This is a genomic window from Pelotomaculum isophthalicicum JI, from assembly GCF_029478095.1.
In the GTDB taxonomy this organism is placed as follows: Bacteria; Bacillota; Desulfotomaculia; order Desulfotomaculales; family Pelotomaculaceae; genus Pelotomaculum_D; species Pelotomaculum_D isophthalicicum.
Genome location: NZ_JAKOAV010000016.1, coordinates 45,306 through 65,068, shown reverse-complemented (window position 1 = coordinate 65,068; position 19,763 = coordinate 45,306). Strand labels below are relative to the sequence as shown.

Below are 19,763 nucleotides of genomic sequence, written 5' to 3'. Positions count from 1 at the left end.
TAATAAAAAAGATTGAACTTCCTCAAAATAATAAAGGAGTATTTTTTTGCACGAACTAAAAAATATACTTAATTCTCCAAAAGAATATTGCCTTTTACTGGTGCTTCTTTTAATTGAATTCACACGGGGCGCATTCTTTCTCACATTCCTCCCCCTTTTCGCGGTTAATTATTTAGGTATTTCGGTAGCCGCGGCTGGTCTTGCCGTATCTATGCACTACCTGGCAGAAACCCTTTCAAAGGGCGCTGCCGGCTGGCAATTGGACCGCCATGGGCACTCAACAATGCTGATCGGTTTGCTATTCGGACTGGCGGCCCTGGTATTGATGAAACTTTACCCCTCCGCCCCTCTCCTGCTTGCCGGGTCAGCCATATTGGGACTAGGCGTCTCACCGGTATGGCTTGCCGTAATAAGTGAAGTGGCGCCTGTTCAGCTAAAAGAACGGGCGGCCCGGATGGGTGTTATTTTTGCTGTATGGCTGGTTGGCGGCGGCGGAGGTCCGGTTGTTATCAACTTCTTTATTACCCGGGACTATAGTATCGCCTTTTGGTTGTTGATTTTTCTTTGGGGTATTGCTTTGGCTGTAGCCGCAACGCTATTACCGGGGGCGGAGTATAAAGCAGACACCGATCACGGCTTCTCTTTCAAAAAAGAAGTATCAAGTATGCTCCGGAATCAAGCTGTAAAAAAGATTCTCTTGCCGGGTATGTTTCTGCAAACCTTGGCGGGGGGATTGTTACTACCATTGCTTCCCTTGTATGCGCAAAATAAAATTGGGCTGGAACCGAACCAGTACGCAATCCTTTTATTAATTGGCGGAGCGGCGGCTGCCCTGTCATTCCTGCCGATGGGCCGCCTGGCTGACCGGGTGACTCTTAAATTGATTCTGAGTGCCGGGTTTGGCATGAGCGCGATTTCACTGGCAGCTTTTTCGTTTGTCCGCAATGCCTTTAACGCCTACCTGTTAGCAGCCCTGGTAGGTTTTTCATACGCCGCGGTTTTACCCGCTTGGAACAATCTTCTCGCTAAAGCTGTCCCACCTGAGAGACAGGCTACCGGCTGGGGTGTCTTTTCCACTATTGAAGGCATGGGTGTGGCCATTGGACCGGCTATTGGTGGTGTCGTGGCAAAATACATGGGGATTCAAGCTCCCATCATTATAAGTACAACATTACTGGCTATCATGTCATTCTTTTACATGTTCTATCCGGTGGAGAGATTCTTTGCCAATAACCGGCTTTGCTGATAACTCAAAGACTTAACCGGAACAGACACGCTTTATTTCTACTCCAGTATCGAACGAGAGGGGTTTTTTGTGGAACCTTACTTCGCTAAAATCTTATTAATAATTCTGATTGTATATATTGTCGCCCCTACGGTTCTGACCCGTTTCGGCCAAGTTGGCGTCATATCACGCGCCACAAAAGGGAAAGGTACAGTCGTCCTTACTTTTGACGACGGACCTGACCCCCGTTACACCCCGCAAATACTGGATATACTAAACCGCCATCAGGTAAAGGCCAGTTTTTTTATTACCGGCGCCAAGGCCAAATTATATCCTGATTTAATTAAACAGATTACATCAGCCGGACACGAAATAGGCAACCACGGCTTCAGGCACAAAGCCGCCTGGCTGCTGGGCCCTCGCGCCACAATCACTGAAATTACCGATACCAATCGCGTACTCGAAGAACTAACCGGTAAAAAACCGATTTATTTTCGTCCATGCTGGGGGCTCTACAACTTGTCTTCACTATGGTACTACTGGAGCAGGGGTCTAAAAGTAGTGCTCTGGACTTACATGAGCTGGGACTGGGCCAAACATGCCACGCCGGAAAGCATAACGCGCAGGGTATTGAATAAACTGCGGGACGGAGTCATCCTTATTTTCCACGACAGCGACTCCGCGCCTGGCGCCGCTCCGGGAGGGCCAGACCGGGTGATTGCCGCCCTGCCCCAAATCCTGGAGGGAATAACCCTGCGCGGCTTGCGGGTGGCCCCGTTGGAAGAGATCATGGCAGGTAAAAATAATGGTTCAGCGGCAAAAAGGATGGTTATATTTTTATGGAGTTTTGTTGACAGGATAATCAGGCTGCTTTCCGGGATTAAAGACATCAAAGATGATCAATCATTCATCTGGCGGCTGGCGCTTCGCCGTTACCACGGGCAAGAGTGGTTGATGAAAGATGGCTCCCTGCTAAAAAAGGGAGACTATTACATTGAAATTCATATTAACAACGACCTTTTATTGAAACTGCTGGGTGAACACTCCTCGACTGAACGAATTGCTGTCATCGCCATGCGGGAAGTACGTCATAGTTTACCTAAACTGGCCAGACTGATGAAAGACGATAAACGGTACGGCAAAGCGAAGCTATTGTTGGGAATCACCCTTCTGCACCGCGGTACGGTACGTCTTGGTTTTACAACGTATGAATTAAAGCCAGGCCTTTTCCGTATGTTTACAGGCTGGTACGAAAATCTGCTCCTGTCACTTTTCCATCCTGGCGGCTTTAAGAATTCAAAGACATATAGAGAAAAACTATCACCCAAATATGTGGTTATGACCAGGCAAGAGTTAATGCGCCGTTACCCGCCCGCCGGTATCCCTGAAACTGTTGCGCCACGTTAACTAAAGCTCTAACAGTTTCCTCCATGGATCCTTTTCCATAATGTCAACTTGGCGTGATTTCCATTCAATATTTTTTCTAATCTGCGGTTCGCGCAGGAGTTCCTCCCAGGCGAGTCTAGTCCGCATTAAAAAGCGTTTTTCCAATATCCTTATGTCGCCTGCTTTTACTAAGGGGCAAAGAAGTACAGCCGCTTCATCCAGACGCAACTCTAATTTCCCCTCTGGCGAAAGATACGGCGTGACTGGGAAAGTCCGGCAGGCAAAAGGTCTTCTTTCCCTGGGACAGGTTCCGTTACAACGAATAATGACCCCATATTCCCCGGTGGAGCGTTCTTCCCGTACCAGCCATTCCTCGAGCCCGCTGAACATGCCTTCTTCCCCGGGCAAGAGGTAAATACCGGCGCCCTGCTCCCACTCTGTACAACAAGCCGACCCGCAAAGAAGGCCGCAGTTCACGGCCAGGGGGGTAATATCATCTAACAGATTGTAAATCCTGTTCCAGTTAACCATAACTAAACCTGCATTTCCCTCATAGGTATTCAGAACTCAGTAGTCAGAATTTAGAATATCTCAAGACAATAAACAATTCTTTAATTCTGACTTCTAACTTCTGACTCCTGAGTACTCCTATTTAATATTTCTCGGCTTTTCAGCTATTGAAATATTTACTGAGCTAAGTTGCCGGTTGCGTACAACTAAAACCTTCACATTATTTCCCACTTGAGTAGCCTTGATAGCCGTGACCAGATCATCCGCGTTGTTGATCTTGACCCCATTAAACTCAACAATCACATCCCATTGCTTTAGGCTGGCTTTTTGCGCCGGGCTGCCGGCAATCACTCCTGTTACCAGAGCCCCTTCCGCTTTCGTCAACCCCAGGTAGCGGGCCGCTTCCTCATCCACCGGGCGCACCTGAACGCCAATCCACGGGCTTACACTGTTAACACTGTTTTTCAAATCTTCAAGCACACGCTGAACAGTGCTCGTTGGGATCGCAAAACCAATACCTTGAGCCTGAGCGTTAATAGCCGTGTTGATCCCAATTACTTCACCCTGCAGGTTGAGCAAAGGCCCGCCACTGTTGCCGGGGTTAATGGAAGCATCTGTCTGAAGCAAGTTTTCATACTGCCGGTCGCTTATATTAACTGGTCGGCCTTTGGCACTAATCACTCCGGTCGTTACAGTATGATCCAGTCCATAGGGGTTTCCAATAGCGATCACCCAATTGCCCACCCTAATCTGGTCGGAATTGCCAAGATTTAAGAAGGGCAGATCTGAATTGGTATTTATTTTTAAGAGAGCTAAATCCAAGTTGTAGTCAGAACCAACTATTTTTGCCGCCAGCGGCTTATCAAAGCCGGTCACAGTAACGGCAATATCATTAGCGCCATCAATCACATGTTCATTTGTTAAAATAAAACCATCGTTAGAGATGATAAACCCTGAACCGAGACCTTCTTCCTGTTGCCTGGGGCTGAAAGGCAAACCAAAAAACTGGCGGAAGAAAGGGTCGTTGAAAAGAGGATCGGCAGCCTCGCCGCTAACCTTTTTCGTAGAAATTTTAACTACAGCCTGGCTGGCACTGGAAACTACATTAGCAACAGCGTCAGGACCTGTTCCCAGCGGTGAATCAACATTTACCTGCGCACCAACCTGATTCCCCTTTTTAGCCAGCAAAAGACCCCTGGTAAAATCACAGCCGCCTGTAAATGTTATTCCGGCTAAAAAAGCAGCTACTAATGCAAACAACAGTAAGCGTCTCCAGCTGGTTGGCATGGCTAAAAACCTCCATATTTATTGATAAATCCTTTTAGTATTATAACAAAAAATCACATTAACTAAAGCAACAGACAAAAAACCAACCTCCCAATGCTTTAAAAAACCCGGCAGGTTGGAACAATTGCATTTTTAATCCTATTGCAAATTATTTCAAAAATCCCTTAAGAATGGTTTCTTCAGCTTCAGATTCAGAAAGCCCCATCGACATGAGTTTAATCAACTGCTCACCGGCAATCTTCCCGATAGCGGCTTCGTGGATCAGTTGGGCATCCGCATGATGCGCCGCTATTGCAGGTATGGAACTAATCTGTGCTTCATGCATGATTATTGAGTCACATTGCACATGACCCCGGCAACGGTTTAAACCCACCACGCGCGGGTAAAATATTTGCCTGGAGTTATCCCTGCCCACTGAACGGGAAATAATCCTGACAGAAGAATCCTGCCCCAATAGTTCAACTTGGACTTTCGACTCAGCAAACTGATTGCCGTCAGTAAGCATCCGCTCAGTTAATAACAGGTGAGCATTCTTATGCAAACGCGCCTCCGTGTCACGTTTTGTGTTGTCAACACCGCTTATTTGCACCAGTTCCATCTCCGCAAAAGCATCCTCTTCCAGCTCAACGATGGTTTTCGGATTGAGTATTTTTTGGCCCTGGCCGGTTCCTTCACCATAGTGTTTCTCAACATAACGAACACGCGCACCTTTCCGGACGATAAAATTATGTATTCCGTCATGCCGCGCATTCATATCCCCGGGATTATGTATGCCACAGCCGGCAACAACCAGGACATCGGCTCCCTCTCCTATGTCGAAAGTGTTATATACCAGGTCTTCCAAGCCCTCAGCTGTTAAAATCACCGGTATGTGGACACTCTCGCCTTTTGTTCCCGGCTTGACTATAATATCGATTCCAGGTTTATCTTCCTTCGTTCTAATCTCAATATTTGCCGTGGTATTGCGACTGATTCCCGCTCCGTTCTTACGGATGTTATAAGCTCCCTGGGGGATATCGTGCATACCCGCGACAGTTCGCAACATATGTTTATCTATGGCATTCAACAATTTCTTCATTCCCTTCGCTGCAAGCGTCACGGCAGTTACAACCAGCATCCTCCATAATCAAAGGCCAAATAACGTCTCTACTTCCTTGTTCTTTGATCATCCCGTCAGCTACCAGGATAATTTCATCAGCGAGACTTAATATTCTTTCCTGGTGCGATATCAGCACAATTGTAGTGTCGTGCGTTCTGTGATAATTTTGAAACGTTTCAGTCAATCTGCTAAAACTCCACAAATCTATACCCGCTTCCGGCTCGTCATAAACAGCGATCTTTAGCTCTCTGGCTAACAGGCTGGCGATCTCGATCCGTTTGAGTTCACCACCGGAAAGGCTGATATCCACCTCTCTCTCCAGGTAATCCTGAGGGCAAAGTCCTACATCATAAAGCAGACTGAATTCCCGCATTATTTTATCTTTTCCTACTGCTAGTTGCAACAGTTCTCCAACCGTCAAGCCCTTAAAACGGGGGGGTTGCTGGAACGCGTAACCAATACCTAACCTGGCCCGCTCGGTCACTCCAAGCTCAGTAATATCCTCGCCGTTAAATATGATTTTACCACTTGTTGGTTTATAAATACCCATGATTACTTTGGCCAGGGATGACTTCCCTCCCCCGTTAGGTCCGGTAAAAACATATAGCAAGCGTTCTTCGAAAACAATATTGATATCCTTAAGGATCTCCACAGGACCTTTATCACCCTCGATTGTTAAGGACAGGTTCTTTATTTCCAGCAACATTGAACACTTCCTTTCAAAAACAAAATCAAATATTAAATGTTTACTATTCAGGTATTCAGAATTCAGGAGTCAGAATTCAGAATACTCCGGGACGATAAACCGTTTTCTCATTCTGACTTCTGACTCCTGGCTTATAACTATAACATAACCATTTAGGATCCACAATAAGCCCCTGTTATAAGTATAGTGAAATGTAACCTTGCGATTAACTGATAAAAATGATGAAGCCGGATTAACAGAAACAAGAAGGGAATACGGAAAGAACCTTTCACTTATTCCGGCATCCAGTCTCTGACTTCCGGCTCCCGTTATTTATTAATCAATATTTTCTAACACATTAAGAAGAAGCCTTAGCAACTAGTTCAGCAATATCATATACCTTAACTCGATCAGTCGCTTCCTTATCCTTCAAGCCGTCTTCCAGCATGGTCAGGCAGAACGGGCAGTTGCAGATGATAGCCTGTGGATCCAGTTCCAGAGCCTGTTCAGTACGCGCTATATTGATACGTTTGCCGATGTCTTCTTCAAGCCACATGCGTCCGCCGCCAGCGCCGCAACAGAAGCCTTTTTGTTTTGACCGGGGCATCTCAACCAGGGAAACACCTTTTACGGCGGCGATAACATTCCTTGGAGCACTGTATTCTTCATGATAACGTCCAAGATAACAGGAATCATGATAGGTCGCCTTTACTTGTTCTCCCAGCGCGCCCGGCTTAATCTTACCGGCTTTGATTAATTGATCAATCAACTGGGTGTGGTGCATTATCTCAAAGTCAGCGCCAAGCTGTTTGTAATCGTTTTTCATCACTGTGAAACAGTGCGGGCAGGCGGTAATAACTTTCTTTACCCCATAGCCCTTAAAGGTTTCGATATTCTCCTCAGCCAAACTCTGGAACAGGTACTCGTTACCCAACCGCCGTGCCGAATCTCCGCAACACTTTTCCTCTGTGCCCAGAATGCCGAAACTTACTCCCGCTTCATTCAAAACCTTAACCAGGGCAGTCGATACTTTCTTTATTCTCTCGTCAAAGGATCCGGCGCAGCCAAGGTATAAGAGGTACTCCACACTTTCCGCATCCTCAACCTCACCAAGGATCTTGACATCCAGGTCGGCAGCCCAGTTAGCGCGGTCAGCCCAACCAATCCCCCAGGGGTTCGAGTTCCGTTCCATATTGGTAAAGGTCAACTGAGCCTCGGCAGGAAAATCGCTCTCGTCCAAAACATACGCCCGCCTGAGTTGCATGATTTTGTTGGCATGCTCGTTCATATTGGGACACTGTTCACGGCAGGCCCGGCATGTAGTGCAAGCCCAGATTGCATGCTCGTCAATCACTTCACCAAGCAACTTTTTGGCATCCTCAGCATCTTCTGACTTTTGCTCCTGCTGATCAAACACCCAATGACCGTCAACCGTCTTGATCCGCGGTTCGCCGGGGACGATCTCTTCCAGGTGTTCTTTGATTTCAGCCAGCAGTTTTTTCGGGGAAAGTGGCTTCTGGGTCAAATAAGCCGGGCAGTTATCCTGACAGCGGCCGCACTCGGCACAGGCATAACAATCCAGCAGATCTTTCCAGGTAAAATCCGCCAGCTTATTAACGCCGAAGGTTTCTCTCTCTTCATCTTCAAAGTCGATTGGTTCCATCGGCTCGATCTTATTGTCCAAATACCTGAATATAATATTAAGCGGGGCGGCCGCAGGGTGAAGCAATGGAGAGTAACGCGGAACACCGATCATGGTAAAAGCGGCTAATATATGCACCCACCAAAAGACCAACGAAAGCTTGCCGGCCATGGCAGGGTCCACACTGCTAAACAAGGAGGCTACCAGAAGGCTCGCCGGAGCCATGGAAAGCCGCCAATGGTCAAAATAATCGGGTGAGCCGATGAGTTTAAACCCATAGGAAAGGAAGAAGGCTACAACAATCAAGCTGATATCTGAAATAAGAAAGACAATAAATCTTTCTTGTTCCCAAGTTCCCGTGTCCAGGCGGGGAATTTTCTGAATATAACGCCGCCAGGCTGAGAACAAAATCCCGAACAGAAGCGCAATACCGCCAATTTCAGTAATTAAATAAAAGTACGGTGACCCAAATATAACCAGGCCTATCACTTTTTCCAGGACATAATGAACCGCGCCAAGAGCAAATAAAATTAATCCGTATAGAATAGGAAGGTGCATCAGGGCCGCACCCGGCTCCCGTGCAATCTTACGCTGACAATCCTGGCGGCCGAAAAACCCCATTATACGTTCCATAAGACGATCGGAGCGGTCGATAGGACGGCCTATCCTCACTCTGTTATAAAGCTTGGCTAACCCCATCACAGAAAAGTAGCCAGCTATAGCTAGAAGCAAAATGAATACAATGATGCCTGTCGTACTGAGCATCCCCACACTCCCCCTTCATATTGATATGTACTTTTTCTAACATGAAAAACAAAAAACAAAAACCACGACGGTCTCTTTCATGAGAGAAAAGACCTTCGCGGCCAATTCTTTACTTATCTTAACCACCCCTCTTTCGTGGCAGGTTGTTAGTCCGCACATCAGGCAGGTCTTCTAACTCATGTCTTCACTTCGTTAAAAACTTTATCATATTTTAACTACCCTGTCCATAAAAATTTTGTTGTATTATACAAGCCTGCAAACGTTAATTTACTCTAATTCAGATACTGAGCCGTTAATGCCAGTACCAACAGGTGAAAGCACTGATCAATAACAATATTCATCCATGGCAGACTCTCAGCATTGTTAACCCGGCGAACCCAGAAGAGTACAAACTTTCTATGATCCAGAACAATATGGCTGGCAAAGATAACGATAATAGCCTTTAGACTTAGACCCCCCGCAGGCAAGACAGCAATGTAGATAGTCAAAGTGTATACCAAACAATGGGTTAATAAAGAAGTAATGTTGATAGTTTTTTTAGCCATCCAGCCTGTTTGAAGCAGAAAATCACCTACCATGTGACCTACCAGCATCCAGGAAAACATATTCATGTAGTATACGGCCTCCGTTTATAGCCTGCAACTCAGCTATAACTAACAACTTTTAGTTGTTAGTTAGTTAATATCATTAACCAGTTCAGCAGGGACCCTGCTACAGTCTGATAATCCTTCCCGCAGACCTCTCCGGGGGATGAGCGGTCCCCCCGATAATAAGCTGTTTAATTGATATGGTGGGCTGCGCGTCGCTCACTGGAACACCTTGTCCATCTTTACCGCAGGTACCAATTGTAAAACCCAAATCGCTTCCAACCGCTTCCACGGTACGCAACACATCGGGCCCGTTTCCGGTCAGGGTGGCGCCACGCACCATTGGGCCTGTTTCACCATCCTTGATCAAGTAGCCCTCCGTCACCTCAAAAACGAAATCTCCGGTTGTTGTATTTACCTGACCACCTCCCATCTTTTTAACCAGCAACCCTTCTCTTATATTCCCGATAATCTTATCCGGATCCGTCTTGCCAGGTGCAATATAAGTATTACTCATTCGCGGAATGGGTTTATGCTGATATGATTCCCGCCGGCCGTGACCGTTAGAATCGTTGGTTTCCCTCATGGCAGTCAGCCGGTCGTACAGGTAGTCTGTCAACATCCCCTTACGGATTAGTTCAACTTTACGCGCGGGGGTTCCCTCATCATCAAAGCGGTAGGAGCCATACCGATCGCTTATGGTCGCATCGTCAATCACAGTCACTTCCGGGGAGGCCACCTCTTGGTCTTTCTTTCCAGCATAAACGGACAGACCCTTCTGCACGAGATCAGCCTCCAGGCCGTGGCCACATGCTTCATGCACCATCGTGCCGCCTGCTTCACCAGCCATGACTACAGGCATCTTACCGGCAGGCGCGGGCTTTGCCGCCAGCATCTGCACAGACCGGCGCGCCGCCACTTCCGCAACCTCTTCGGGATGGCAGCGGTCAAAAAGTTCAAAGCCGCTTAAGCTGCCTACAGCCTCGTAACCTGTTTGGATTTTACCATCTGCCGCCGCCACCGCCTGCACTAACAAACGTGTGCGAATCCGTTCATCTTCAACAAATACGCCGGCGCTGTTTGCTATAACCACTTTCTGTACTACGTCCGCATAACCGACAATAACCTGTTTAATCTGGTTGGAATCAACCGCCCGGGCTGTGCGGTCGGCAGCCTCCACCACGGCGACTTTCCTTTCTGTAGACACTTCATCCGGGCGTTCTTTATAAATGAAATCAACTGATGGCTTTACCTTAGTCAAATTCAAACTAACTTCTTTTTTTAAACCATGCGCGGCATGGTTAACTATCCTTGCCACTTCTACAAGACCTTTGCGAGTTAAATTGTTAGTATACGCGTACGCTGTCGTATCACCTGATAAAACCCTAATCCCTGCCCCCATGTCCATACCAGACTGTATCCGCTCAATTTTTCCCGCCTCGCAACCGATACCGGTAGTCTTCTTTTCTTCGATGAAAATATCCGCGAAATCACCGCCTTTAGCCATTGCAACGTCCAATACTTCTTTTATTGTCGATTTATCCAGCAAAGATATCCCCCTTTATCATGCGACAACGCTTATTATAATTATTCCCCATTAATGGCAAAAACCCTTTTACATACATAATTCGTCAAAAAATAAAAAAATAACATATAACAACAACAAATGATATTATTTTTATTCTAATTCTTATTCCTAATAGCTGACATTAGAAAAGCGTTATCCCTCCCGACAGCCCAATTTGTAATTTGCTCCATATGCATCCCGGCCACCGGCGAAGGGCAGGAATAAGTAACAATATCAAGCGTGGCCATTACTTCGCCGTATTTTGCCGGAGGTATTTTCAGAAGCTCTTCACCCATAGCTTTTTGTTTTTTTTGAGCAGCATCCGGTAGACGAATCATATTATTATCGTAACCAGTTATTTTAAACATTCTAATTTCAGTTAAGTTTGGGAAACTCTCTATCTCCCTAATAAAACTGCATACTTCGTGATAACCGCCGCGTACTTCGAACTTTACCGGATACTCCAGATAAGTCCCTTTGTCATGAACCGCTGCGGGAACTACCGATACGATCTCAACCTGCGCCTCCATAGCCTTTAAAGCAATATAAACAAAAGCCATCCCGTCATCCATCACGTTGTTAAAGAGCACCTTATACTCATTCAACTGATCTGTCACTTTGCCGGCAAGCTCTGTTTCACGTTGCAATGACTCCGCCGCTGCCACCGCAGCCCGGTATTTTGACCGCAAGTCGGCAATCCTGTCATTGTTTTCACATTGTCTGTGATACTGTGGCATAAAAACATATTTAATAAAAACCAGGCACAAGACCACGATTCCAAGAACCAGCAGGATCGTTCTCCGGCCGGACTGCAATTCCTGCCGCATTACTCGCCACTCTCCCCGATCGTTGCCGTAATTTTAAACTTCACGGCGGCTTGTCCATCATCTTTTTTTATTTCACTAAGCCTGATTTTTTTTATATATGGCATTTTGCCCAAACTATTTACAAAAATACCGACAGAAGGCAAACTGCGGGAATAACCCTCCACAGTTAGAACGTTTGGAGACGGTACAGCTAGTTGTGAAATTCCTTTTAGGTCCTGGTCAACATTTGACTCCTTGCCGGTGCCTGTCCGGTCAATATTTGTTTGTGACCGGGCCGGCATACCTTTGGCCTGTGTTTTAGTCTGACCGCCCCCCTGTCCATCAATCCCGGCCGGGCTCTGCGGTTCAATAAATGACACATCTATGCTCTCCAGCCAGATATCCACAGGCAGATAAGAATTTAATTCTTCCAACATATTTGACCAAGTCTTTCTATTATCAACCAGATCTTTGAAATTCTGAACAATTAATTCATTATTCTGCCGCTGTTTTTTAATCTCCTCAACCTGTTTTACGGTATCTTGCAACTGAGCCAACTCTTTTTCCGTCTCGGCAATTTCCTTTCCAGTCATGTAAAGCCTGAAAACAAAAGCGCCATAGCCAATCAGCAGAACAACCGCAATAATAGAAACTGTCATTACCTTAATCAGTTTATTGACATCAAAGTTAATGTTATCATGCAACTCCAGAGGTAAAATGTTCACCTTATACATTTATTCAACCACCTCACGCAACGCGGAACCCAGAACCACCGCGAAAGCCGGATCGAACCGGGCGGCAGTTGGATCATCTCCCGGAACGCCGGGCACACCCGGATAGCCAAAATCTACCGGCGTCCCCATTGCCTCAGCGAAAAAATCCCGAAAACCTTTCATTTTGCTGGTACCACCACTGATGATATACCTTTCAATCGCCGTGGCGTTCTCCTGGGCGGCATAGTAATCAAGTGACCTGCGGATCTCACGCACCAAACCGGTAAGTCCGTCGCGCAATGAAAAGTCCGTTTGCATAGCGCTAGCGGTTGCTGATGCGGCTTGTTCAACACTAAACAGCTCACCCTCATCCTCTTTCATCCGCTGAGCTTCCAAATAGCCGAGTCCGTAGTGCGCCGCCAACGACCGGGTGAGCAGGTTTCCGCCCACAGGAAGCGTCCTGGTCAATTGAAGTGCCCGGTCTCGTACCACCAAAAACTGAGTGGTGGACGCCCCGATGTCAAAGATGCCCACCGTCCCTTTTCTCGCGGCGGAAGTCTTGAGACCGCTGAATAAACGCCACAGGCTGAGAGACTGAAGATCGATCACCGCGATATTCAGACCAGCCTTGGCAAAAATACCATAGTAATCATAAACAAAAGAAGCAGGCACAGCCGCCAGCAGGAGATGAAAGAATCTCTCGCCACCTGATTTGATAACACCCAAATTAACGTACCTTATGATTAACTCCTCAACAGGAACTGGAACAAATCTCTCAATTTCAAAGTTTACGGCGGCTTCCAACTCCCTTGCAGGCATCACCGGCAATTTGACATGACGCGTGATTACTCTGTCGCCGCTGATAGTGGCGATCACTTCATTTACACGAATCCCTGAAGCCAAAATAACCTTATTAAGCGCGTTTACCAATTCACTTTCATTAATCGGTGTATCCAGAGCGCCCACGGGTGTAGGAAGCCGGCCGGAAGCTGTAACCACAGGGCTGCCGTCCGCAATACTGACTTGCACTACTTTGATTTCCCTTGAACCGATGTCAACTGCCGCATAATCTGTCTTCTTTGGCGCCAGCTTACGGATCAATCTTCCGGCAAGCAACGCTTTCAAACCGGCAGGACTGATAATGCCATTTCTTAACAACCTTTTCAAAATATGCTCCTCTTATTTAGTAATAAAGGACTTGGTTCCTGCCATGAAGTAACGCTTATATTAGTGGTGGTCCAATCCGGCTGATTATCTGATAAAGATTTTTCGTATTGAACCAGGGCATTGGCAGCAGGGTTTATTATAATTTTATCGCAGATGATACTGCCGTGTACTATTGCGGCGCTCCCGATATTGACCACCCGCACGTCCGATGGACCGCCGGGAGGCGTGTACAGCAATGCCCAGACTTCTTTGCCGTCAGCAATTGTTATACCTCCGCTGCCAAAACATAAAATTGCCAGGCTGCTGGCTTGATCATCATGATATCTTTTCAAGTCGCCTGAAACATATACATTACCTCCGGCAACAATTGCGCCAACCCCACGATAATTCCCCGATATCGTCACATCACCCGCAACATATACAATCCCGTTGACTTGGAAATCACCGGAAATAGTTTTATTGCCTATGTATTTTACATCATAGTTTTTTTCATACATCGACAGATCCAGAGCCGGAAAGGGCGGCACTGTAACAGCACCGGCATTGCCGTTGCCAAACTCCGAATCCGGTGAATTAACCCACACACCCCTGGCGAAATGCAGCGGCGCATTTACTCTTGCCCTCACTTCAAGCGATTTTCTACTATTTTCACAAGTGCCTTCCGAAATTATTAAAATATTGGTATAAGCGACATCTTCCCTAGACAGTGGAACTGCAGGGTAAATGCTTTCCTCTTTAACTGTTACCCTGGTGATTACACCGCCGGCATAGTTTTGATTGAGGATAAATTCTACTTCCCTATCAGAATCAAAATGAACTTCATTCCAAAGCCAGTCATTGTCCGACTTGACTTTGGCAAGTGCGCGCTCTACACCGGCATCTGCAATATAATAAGCCTGAACCATTGTTTTTTCTACGAAGGATGCCTTGCGGCACTCGCTAACCAGAGTGAGTGTTGAAAAACTTAGTAATAGGATCAGCAATGTAATCATCACAACCAAAACAAGTGTCTGGCCGGATTCACTACCAATACTTTTCACGGCAACGCCCTCAATCGAACTTTTTGAGTGAGAACAACCGGGCCAACGGGAACGCCTTGTTTCCTCGCCGTTAATGATATTGTCAGAAGGCTTATGGAGTCTGTCCAATTGGGCAAAAGTTTTTGTCCGGCAATATTGGTCTGGTCAATAACCAGCCCCGCGTTGGTGGTATAAGTAAAACTGACATTTACAATATCACTCGCCAACGGACTTGATACGCCCTTCTCCCTGCGAAGCAATTCATTTAAATTACAATAATAGCGAATAGTATCCCCATCAGCATTGACAAAAGTGAGGCTGTTGACGTCACTAAATGTTGATATATTTTTCGCGCATATTATTTCCCTACACATCCTATCCAGCGATATGCGCAGGCTGTCATAAAGATCCACCTTATCTCCCGCCCGCCTCCAGAATATAGAGCACTGGCTGAAAATATCCCATACCGTCAAGAAAAGTATGCTCATCAAGAGAGTCGAAAGCATTAATTCAACCAGGGTGAAACCGCGCTCGTTCTTAAGATGACCCACGGTTTCACCTCCTCGTAATTTCTCCCGTCAGAGCCACTTCTTTCGGGGTACCTTCATCATTGTAATAAACCGTGACGACAACCGTTTTATTGATTAAATTGTTGTCTGTGACAGCTACAGTGTACTGATAACCGGCAAATTCGGAATAGTCGCTTTCCTCGGTAAAATCAACTGGACCAATATCCGCCACAGAAATAAAAGGGTTGTTTTTTATTTCTTCCATCTTGCTTTGAGCCAGCGACAAAGCAACATTATAACGGTATACGTCAGCATTACCACGGCTGGCCGTAGTGAAGCTGTCCATCATCGCCACAAGCGACACAGCGAGAATCGCTAATGCCACCAGCACTTCAATCAATGTAAAGCCCCGCTCATTTTGTATAATAATTTGTCTCAACCTGGCACCCCAGCGAAAACAAGGTTTTTTAAATATGGATTTCACTACTTGGGAGCGCTTTTGCTGATCCGCACCCTGCCGACGGAGTCAATAATAACATACAGGTAATCCTCGGTTACCCGGTCCTGAAGAGTGATATGACCACCTATCCCTCCGAAGGGATTTCCGCTCGCGGTAAAAAATAGACGTTTATCGTTAGTTTGGTCAAAAGTTGAACGTTCCAAATTCACACCGGCAGGAAGCTTTATTGTTTTATAAGCGTTTACACCTGTGCCGGTATTAATCAGCTGATAACAATCTGCAGCATTGTCAAACAGCACGCAATAACCAAAGCTTTCGTCTTTTATGGCATTTTGTTGAAGAGCGCGTATATCCGAAACCATTTCCCTGGCCACGCATTCCAGGCTGTAACGCCCGATTAATCTATTAAAATCCGGCAAGACAAGCGCGATGATCACACCGGTAATGGCAACTACAATCATTACCTCAATTAACGAAATTCCAAAAGGATTAACCAGGCTTTTTATCTTTATATTTCGCTTCATCTCTTAAGAACTAATTCTCCGTTAGCGGCCTTTGGGCATATAACGCGGCTCATGGTGCAGGTGTACTACCATCCGAATTTATCCTATAGCTAAAGAGAGCGGCATCGGCATTCGAAGTACTTTCAGCCGGGTTGGTACTACCGGTTGCCATAATATTATCGTTTTCGGTAGTAAAGCCACCGTCCGGGCCATAGGAAACAATCTTATAAGCTGACGGAGCAGTGTTGACATCCGTTGAGTATACATACGGCTTCTCCCACGGGTCTTTGCATGAGGTCGCCCCGAAGTTTATGCCATAATCCTTAAGAACATCATTAATCTGCGCAGTTGCCGGATATGAACCTTTTTCAGCTTTATAAACGTCTATTGCCGTTTTCATAGTTTTCATTTCCACCATGGCCCTTTTCACCTTGGCTTTGTCAACTTGCTTGCTCATTGTGGGAACGGCGATAGAGGCCAATACGCCGATAATAACGATTACCACCATCAGTTCCATTAGAGTAAAGCCACTTTCGTTTTTTACTAATCTAATATTATGGCACATTCTTTTCCACCTCTGATAAGGCAAGACTTCCCCGTCAAGACATAATTAATCACATGAACACTGACTATTTTATATAGTTCATCATACTGAACATCGGCAGCATAATGGACAAAATGATAAAACCAATTATTCCCCCCACTCCAACGATTAAAACCGGCTCGATTAGGGAAGATAAACGTGCGACCAGTTCTTCAACTTCTTTCTCATAAAAGTCAGCGACCTTCTCTAGTAGAGTATCAACAGCTCCTGTTTCCTCACCTATGGCGATCATCCTGATTACCATCGGTGGGAAAACCCCGCTTTTGTGTAACGGTAAAGAGATACCATCGCCTTTTTTGATACTGCGCTCCGCCTCTTCGATACTTTTTATGACAACATAATTCCCCGTGATATTTTTAACCACATCGAGTGACTGCAAAACAGGAACCCCGCTCTTTAAGAGTGCGCTAAACGAACGGCAAAAGCGGGATATAATCATCTTTTGAATCAAAGGGCCGATCACCGGAATTTTAATAATTGTTTTATCTTTAAGTATTCTGCCACGTTCAGTTGTAATCGCCCGCTTGTAGCAAAACACAACTCCCGAGAATGAAAATGCGGCTAAATACCAATAGTCATGAAAAATACTACCGAACTGGACAATCAACCTGGTAGCAAACGGAATAGGAGCCATCATACTATTTAATAACGAGATAAATTTTGGGATAACGAACGTTAATAACGCAACCACTGAGACTATAGCCACTACTAAAACGGCTGCCGGATAGGTCATAGCCGATTTTATTTTTTCTATAAGCTCATATTCCTTTTGCATGTTCATGGCGAGCCTGTTCAGCACTTGATCAAGCATCCCGCTAACCTCCCCCGAATTCACCATATTTATCAATAATGGCGGGAATACTTTTGGGTATGATTTAAGCGAGTCTGCCAGGGACATGCCTTCTTTAAGATGTTCTGTTACTTTCTTTAATGTTCTTTTAAGGATCCCATTGTCACATTGTTGTATTAATATATTTAGACACTGAAGCAGCGGGATGCCGGCTTGTGTCATAGTGGCTAACTGATGACATATAAGAGCCAGTTCCCTTGCACTTACTCTTTTATGGAAAATATCAACCGGAATAATATACCTATCGGCGGATACTTCCTTGATTTCCACCAGGAAGAGCTCGCGTTTTCCGATCATGTCTATCGCTTCACGCCGGTCTCCCGCTTCGAGTTTCCCGGTAACCAGTCTGCCATTCTTACTGCGAGCTTTATAAAAAAACTTAAACCGCATTTTATTTCACCACTAAATTTTTAACATGAATATTATGGCAAATTTATGCTAGTATTTACCTCTCTTTATTGATTCTTTGCAATAATTGAAATTCCTTTATACCCAGGAAATATTTTCAGTCATTTTTATTTTTTACAACAATTTAATGTTTTTATTTGTCACAATTTAGTATTTAACTACTACCAGGCTTGATCAGTATAAGTGACTCGCATAACTTCTTCAATTGTCGTCAACCCATCTAAAGCTTTCCGTATACCATCAGTTTTCAGACTAATCATTTTTTCCGCCAAAGCTTTTAACTCAATTTCATCAACTGACGCATTTTTAGTTACCAGCGCACGCAGCGCGGCTGTCACAGGCAAAATCTCGTGAATAGCCAGGCGGCCCCGGTAACCAACATAATCGCACTCATCACAGCCCAAGCCTCTATATAGCGTGACTGGCTTATCCGGACTTACTCCAATGAATTCGCGCTCAGGGGCATCTGGCCCTAAAACATATGCCCGGCGGCATTTTGGACAGATTAACCTGACCAGTCGCTGCGCTGTTGCCGCAAGCACTGATGATGCGACAAGGAACGGTTCAATACCCATGTCGACAAGGCGGATAATAGCCCCCGCCGCATTGTTGGTATGAATAGTCGATAGCACCATGTGCCCGGTCATAGCTGCCCTGGTGGCAATTTCGGCAGTCTCGCTGTCCCGGATCTCCCCCACCATAATCACGTCCGGATCCTGTCTCAAGATAGCGCGCAAACCGGCCGCAAAGGTCATACCAGACTTTGTGTTAACTTGCGTCTGGTTTATTCCTTTTAGCGTGTATTCAACAGGATCTTCAACGGTAATAATATTCCTCTCCACTTTGTTGATTTCATTAAGCGCCGCATAAAGGGTAGTAGTTTTTCCGCTTCCGGTAGGTCCTGTGATTAATATCATACCGTGAGGCCTTCTTAAGACACTCATAAACCTTTTCAGATTCTCAGGTCCTAATCCTATTTGATTAATTTTGAATGATTTCATATTTCCCTTATCCAGGAGTCTGGCAACAATCTTTTCCCCGTAAACAGTAGGCATAGTGGATACCCTTAGGTCAATTTCCCGCAAGCCGAATTTTAGCTGAAACCTGCCGTCTTGTGGAACTCTTTTTTCGGCGATATCCATATCAGATATTATTTTAACTCTTGAAATCAGCGCTAATTGTATTCTTTGAGGAATTGTCATTATCTCCCTGAGCATACCGTCAATCCGGTACCTGACCCTGGCATGGTCCTCTTGCGGCTCAATATGAATATCGCTGGCATTTTGCTCAATTGCTTGAAAGAGAATTGAATTCACTAAACGCACGACCGGCGCTTCATTCACTTCTGCCTCCAAAGCAATGTTTTCAGGTTCCTGCCGGTCTGCCGGCAACTCATGTTCCTCAAGGAATTTGTCAACATCCCATATTCCAAAATGTTTTTTGATAACCGTAAGTACATCCTTTTTAGTTAAAATATTGTTCTCACTCCTTACGCTGTAATAAAACCTGATGAACCCTAATCCAACAATAACTTCTATAATAATACATTATTTTCCTCCTTTCTTGCATTTATTTAATTAAAAAAAGACCGATTAACAAATCGATCTTTTATGACAGTAATGTTTTAAAGGCAATTATTTTGCTGTCAACATATTCCTCATCTGTGAAATTAGTGCCGTAAATAACCAAATCCGCAACATTTGACCGCGCATGAGATTGGCAAAAGTTAGATTCATTTTGTTCTGCCCGTAAAGCACAAAATGATTGCCTCTTATAAAAGCCGGCGTAAAAAACGGGAAACCCTGGATATGATCCCAATGGGTGTGAGTAATAAAGATTTCACCTATGAATAATTTAACAGTTAGACAAGAGGTAACAATATTTCTAGTATATTCTTTGTAACGGACCCATAACCTGATTTTTTCGGAATAGTTAAATTCTATTTCTGATATCAGACATGATTTGGGCACT

19 protein-coding genes are annotated in these 19,763 nt (G+C 45.4%); 2 read left to right on the top strand and 17 right to left on the bottom strand.

Features of this window, described 5'->3' with window-relative positions; translation table 11 throughout:
* Positions 1–46: 46 nt before the first annotated feature.
* Both L7E55_RS09720 and L7E55_RS09715 read left to right on the top strand, forming a co-directional pair.
* Complete coding sequence (locus L7E55_RS09720) at positions 47–1,246, top strand: MFS transporter (protein WP_277443965.1); 1,200 nt, start codon at positions 47–49, stop codon at positions 1,244–1,246.
* A gap of 69 nt (positions 1,247–1,315) precedes the next feature.
* Positions 1,316–2,632 carry a polysaccharide deacetylase family protein gene (locus L7E55_RS09715; protein ID WP_277443964.1) on the top strand — a complete coding sequence of 439 codons (1,317 nt, stop codon included), beginning with the start codon at positions 1,316–1,318 and terminating at the stop codon, positions 2,630–2,632.
* On the opposite strand, the gene L7E55_RS09710 is transcribed toward L7E55_RS09715, so the two are convergent.
* From L7E55_RS09710 to L7E55_RS09630, 17 genes are all read right to left on the bottom strand, one after another.
* A complete protein-coding gene (locus L7E55_RS09710; protein WP_277443963.1) occupies positions 2,633–3,142 on the bottom strand; it encodes a hypothetical protein in 510 nt (169 codons plus the stop codon).
* A gap of 117 nt (positions 3,143–3,259) precedes the next feature.
* Complete coding sequence (locus L7E55_RS09705) at positions 3,260–4,408, bottom strand: S1C family serine protease (RefSeq protein ID WP_277443962.1); 1,149 nt, start codon at positions 4,406–4,408, stop codon at positions 3,260–3,262.
* Positions 4,409–4,556: 148 nt separating this feature from the next.
* Positions 4,557–5,477 carry a SufB/SufD family protein gene (locus L7E55_RS09700; protein ID WP_277443988.1) on the bottom strand — a complete coding sequence of 307 codons (921 nt, stop codon included), beginning with the start codon at positions 5,475–5,477 and terminating at the stop codon, positions 4,557–4,559.
* Positions 5,458–6,210 (bottom strand): ABC transporter ATP-binding protein, encoded by a 753-nt coding sequence (locus L7E55_RS09695; protein ID WP_277443987.1) that lies wholly within the window; start codon positions 6,208–6,210, stop codon positions 5,458–5,460. The genes L7E55_RS09700 and L7E55_RS09695 overlap by 20 nt, the downstream gene beginning before the upstream one ends.
* Before the next feature lie 340 nt (positions 6,211–6,550).
* The gene (locus L7E55_RS09690) at positions 6,551–8,599 is read right to left on the bottom strand and encodes a heterodisulfide reductase-related iron-sulfur binding cluster (protein ID WP_277443961.1); all 2,049 of its coding nucleotides are present in this window, start codon (positions 8,597–8,599) and stop codon (positions 6,551–6,553) included.
* 272 nt (positions 8,600–8,871) lie between these two features.
* Positions 8,872–9,210, bottom strand: coding sequence for a DUF3307 domain-containing protein (locus L7E55_RS09685; protein WP_277443960.1), 339 nt, complete (start codon positions 9,208–9,210; stop codon positions 8,872–8,874).
* Positions 9,211–9,310: 100 nt separating this feature from the next.
* Complete coding sequence (locus tag L7E55_RS09680) at positions 9,311–10,735, bottom strand: TldD/PmbA family protein (RefSeq protein WP_277443959.1); 1,425 nt, start codon at positions 10,733–10,735, stop codon at positions 9,311–9,313.
* A 134-nt stretch (positions 10,736–10,869) separates the two neighbouring features.
* Entirely contained in the window at positions 10,870–11,580 is a 711-nt protein-coding gene (locus L7E55_RS09675) for a type IV pilus inner membrane component PilO (RefSeq protein WP_277443957.1), read from the bottom strand.
* On the bottom strand, positions 11,580–12,293 hold the full coding sequence (locus L7E55_RS09670; protein ID WP_277443956.1) for a PilN domain-containing protein: 714 nt from the start codon (positions 12,291–12,293) through the stop codon (positions 11,580–11,582). Before L7E55_RS09670 ends, L7E55_RS09675 begins: the two co-directional genes overlap by 1 nt.
* Positions 12,294–13,439 carry a type IV pilus assembly protein PilM gene (gene pilM, locus L7E55_RS09665; RefSeq protein WP_277443954.1) on the bottom strand — a complete coding sequence of 382 codons (1,146 nt, stop codon included), beginning with the start codon at positions 13,437–13,439 and terminating at the stop codon, positions 12,294–12,296. It abuts the gene before it with no gap.
* Positions 13,436–14,479 carry a hypothetical protein gene (locus L7E55_RS09660; RefSeq protein WP_277443953.1) on the bottom strand — a complete coding sequence of 348 codons (1,044 nt, stop codon included), beginning with the start codon at positions 14,477–14,479 and terminating at the stop codon, positions 13,436–13,438. The genes pilM and L7E55_RS09660 overlap by 4 nt, the downstream gene beginning before the upstream one ends.
* On the bottom strand, positions 14,476–15,009 hold the full coding sequence (locus L7E55_RS09655; protein ID WP_277443952.1) for a PulJ/GspJ family protein: 534 nt from the start codon (positions 15,007–15,009) through the stop codon (positions 14,476–14,478). The genes L7E55_RS09660 and L7E55_RS09655 overlap by 4 nt, the downstream gene beginning before the upstream one ends.
* Before the next feature lie 4 nt (positions 15,010–15,013).
* Positions 15,014–15,406 carry a type IV pilus modification PilV family protein gene (locus L7E55_RS09650; protein WP_277443951.1) on the bottom strand — a complete coding sequence of 131 codons (393 nt, stop codon included), beginning with the start codon at positions 15,404–15,406 and terminating at the stop codon, positions 15,014–15,016.
* A 44-nt stretch (positions 15,407–15,450) separates the two neighbouring features.
* On the bottom strand, positions 15,451–15,951 hold the full coding sequence (locus L7E55_RS09645) for a hypothetical protein (RefSeq protein WP_277443949.1): 501 nt from the start codon (positions 15,949–15,951) through the stop codon (positions 15,451–15,453).
* Between the two features lie 49 nt (positions 15,952–16,000).
* Positions 16,001–16,495: a type II secretion system protein GspG gene (locus L7E55_RS09640; RefSeq protein WP_277443948.1), complete on the bottom strand. Its 495-nt coding sequence runs from the start codon at positions 16,493–16,495 to the stop codon at positions 16,001–16,003.
* Between the two features lie 64 nt (positions 16,496–16,559).
* The gene (locus L7E55_RS09635; RefSeq protein WP_277443947.1) at positions 16,560–17,774 is read right to left on the bottom strand and encodes a type II secretion system F family protein; all 1,215 of its coding nucleotides are present in this window, start codon (positions 17,772–17,774) and stop codon (positions 16,560–16,562) included.
* Between the two features lie 179 nt (positions 17,775–17,953).
* Entirely contained in the window at positions 17,954–19,183 is a 1,230-nt protein-coding gene (locus tag L7E55_RS09630) for a GspE/PulE family protein (protein WP_277443946.1), read from the bottom strand.
* Positions 19,184–19,763 lie beyond the last annotated feature (580 nt).

What these genes read in the sequence shown, in the direction of transcription:
- L7E55_RS09710 (WP_277443963.1), bottom strand. Translation starts at nt 3,142, where the DNA reads ATGGTTAACTGGAACAGGATTTACAATCTGTTAGATGATATTACCCCC.
- L7E55_RS09705 (WP_277443962.1), bottom strand. Translation starts at nt 4,408, where the DNA reads ATGCCAACCAGCTGGAGACGCTTACTGTTGTTTGCATTAGTAGCTGCT.
- L7E55_RS09690 (WP_277443961.1), bottom strand. Translation starts at nt 8,599, where the DNA reads ATGCTCAGTACGACAGGCATCATTGTATTCATTTTGCTTCTAGCTATA.
- L7E55_RS09685 (WP_277443960.1), bottom strand. Translation starts at nt 9,210, where the DNA reads ATGAATATGTTTTCCTGGATGCTGGTAGGTCACATGGTAGGTGATTTT.
- L7E55_RS09675 (WP_277443957.1), bottom strand. Translation starts at nt 11,580, where the DNA reads ATGCGGCAGGAATTGCAGTCCGGCCGGAGAACGATCCTGCTGGTTCTT.
- L7E55_RS09670 (WP_277443956.1), bottom strand. Translation starts at nt 12,293, where the DNA reads ATGTATAAGGTGAACATTTTACCTCTGGAGTTGCATGATAACATTAAC.
- L7E55_RS09645 (WP_277443949.1), bottom strand. Translation starts at nt 15,951, where the DNA reads ATGAAGCGAAATATAAAGATAAAAAGCCTGGTTAATCCTTTTGGAATT.
- L7E55_RS09640 (WP_277443948.1), bottom strand. Translation starts at nt 16,495, where the DNA reads ATGTGCCATAATATTAGATTAGTAAAAAACGAAAGTGGCTTTACTCTA.
- L7E55_RS09635 (WP_277443947.1), bottom strand. Translation starts at nt 17,774, where the DNA reads ATGCGGTTTAAGTTTTTTTATAAAGCTCGCAGTAAGAATGGCAGACTG.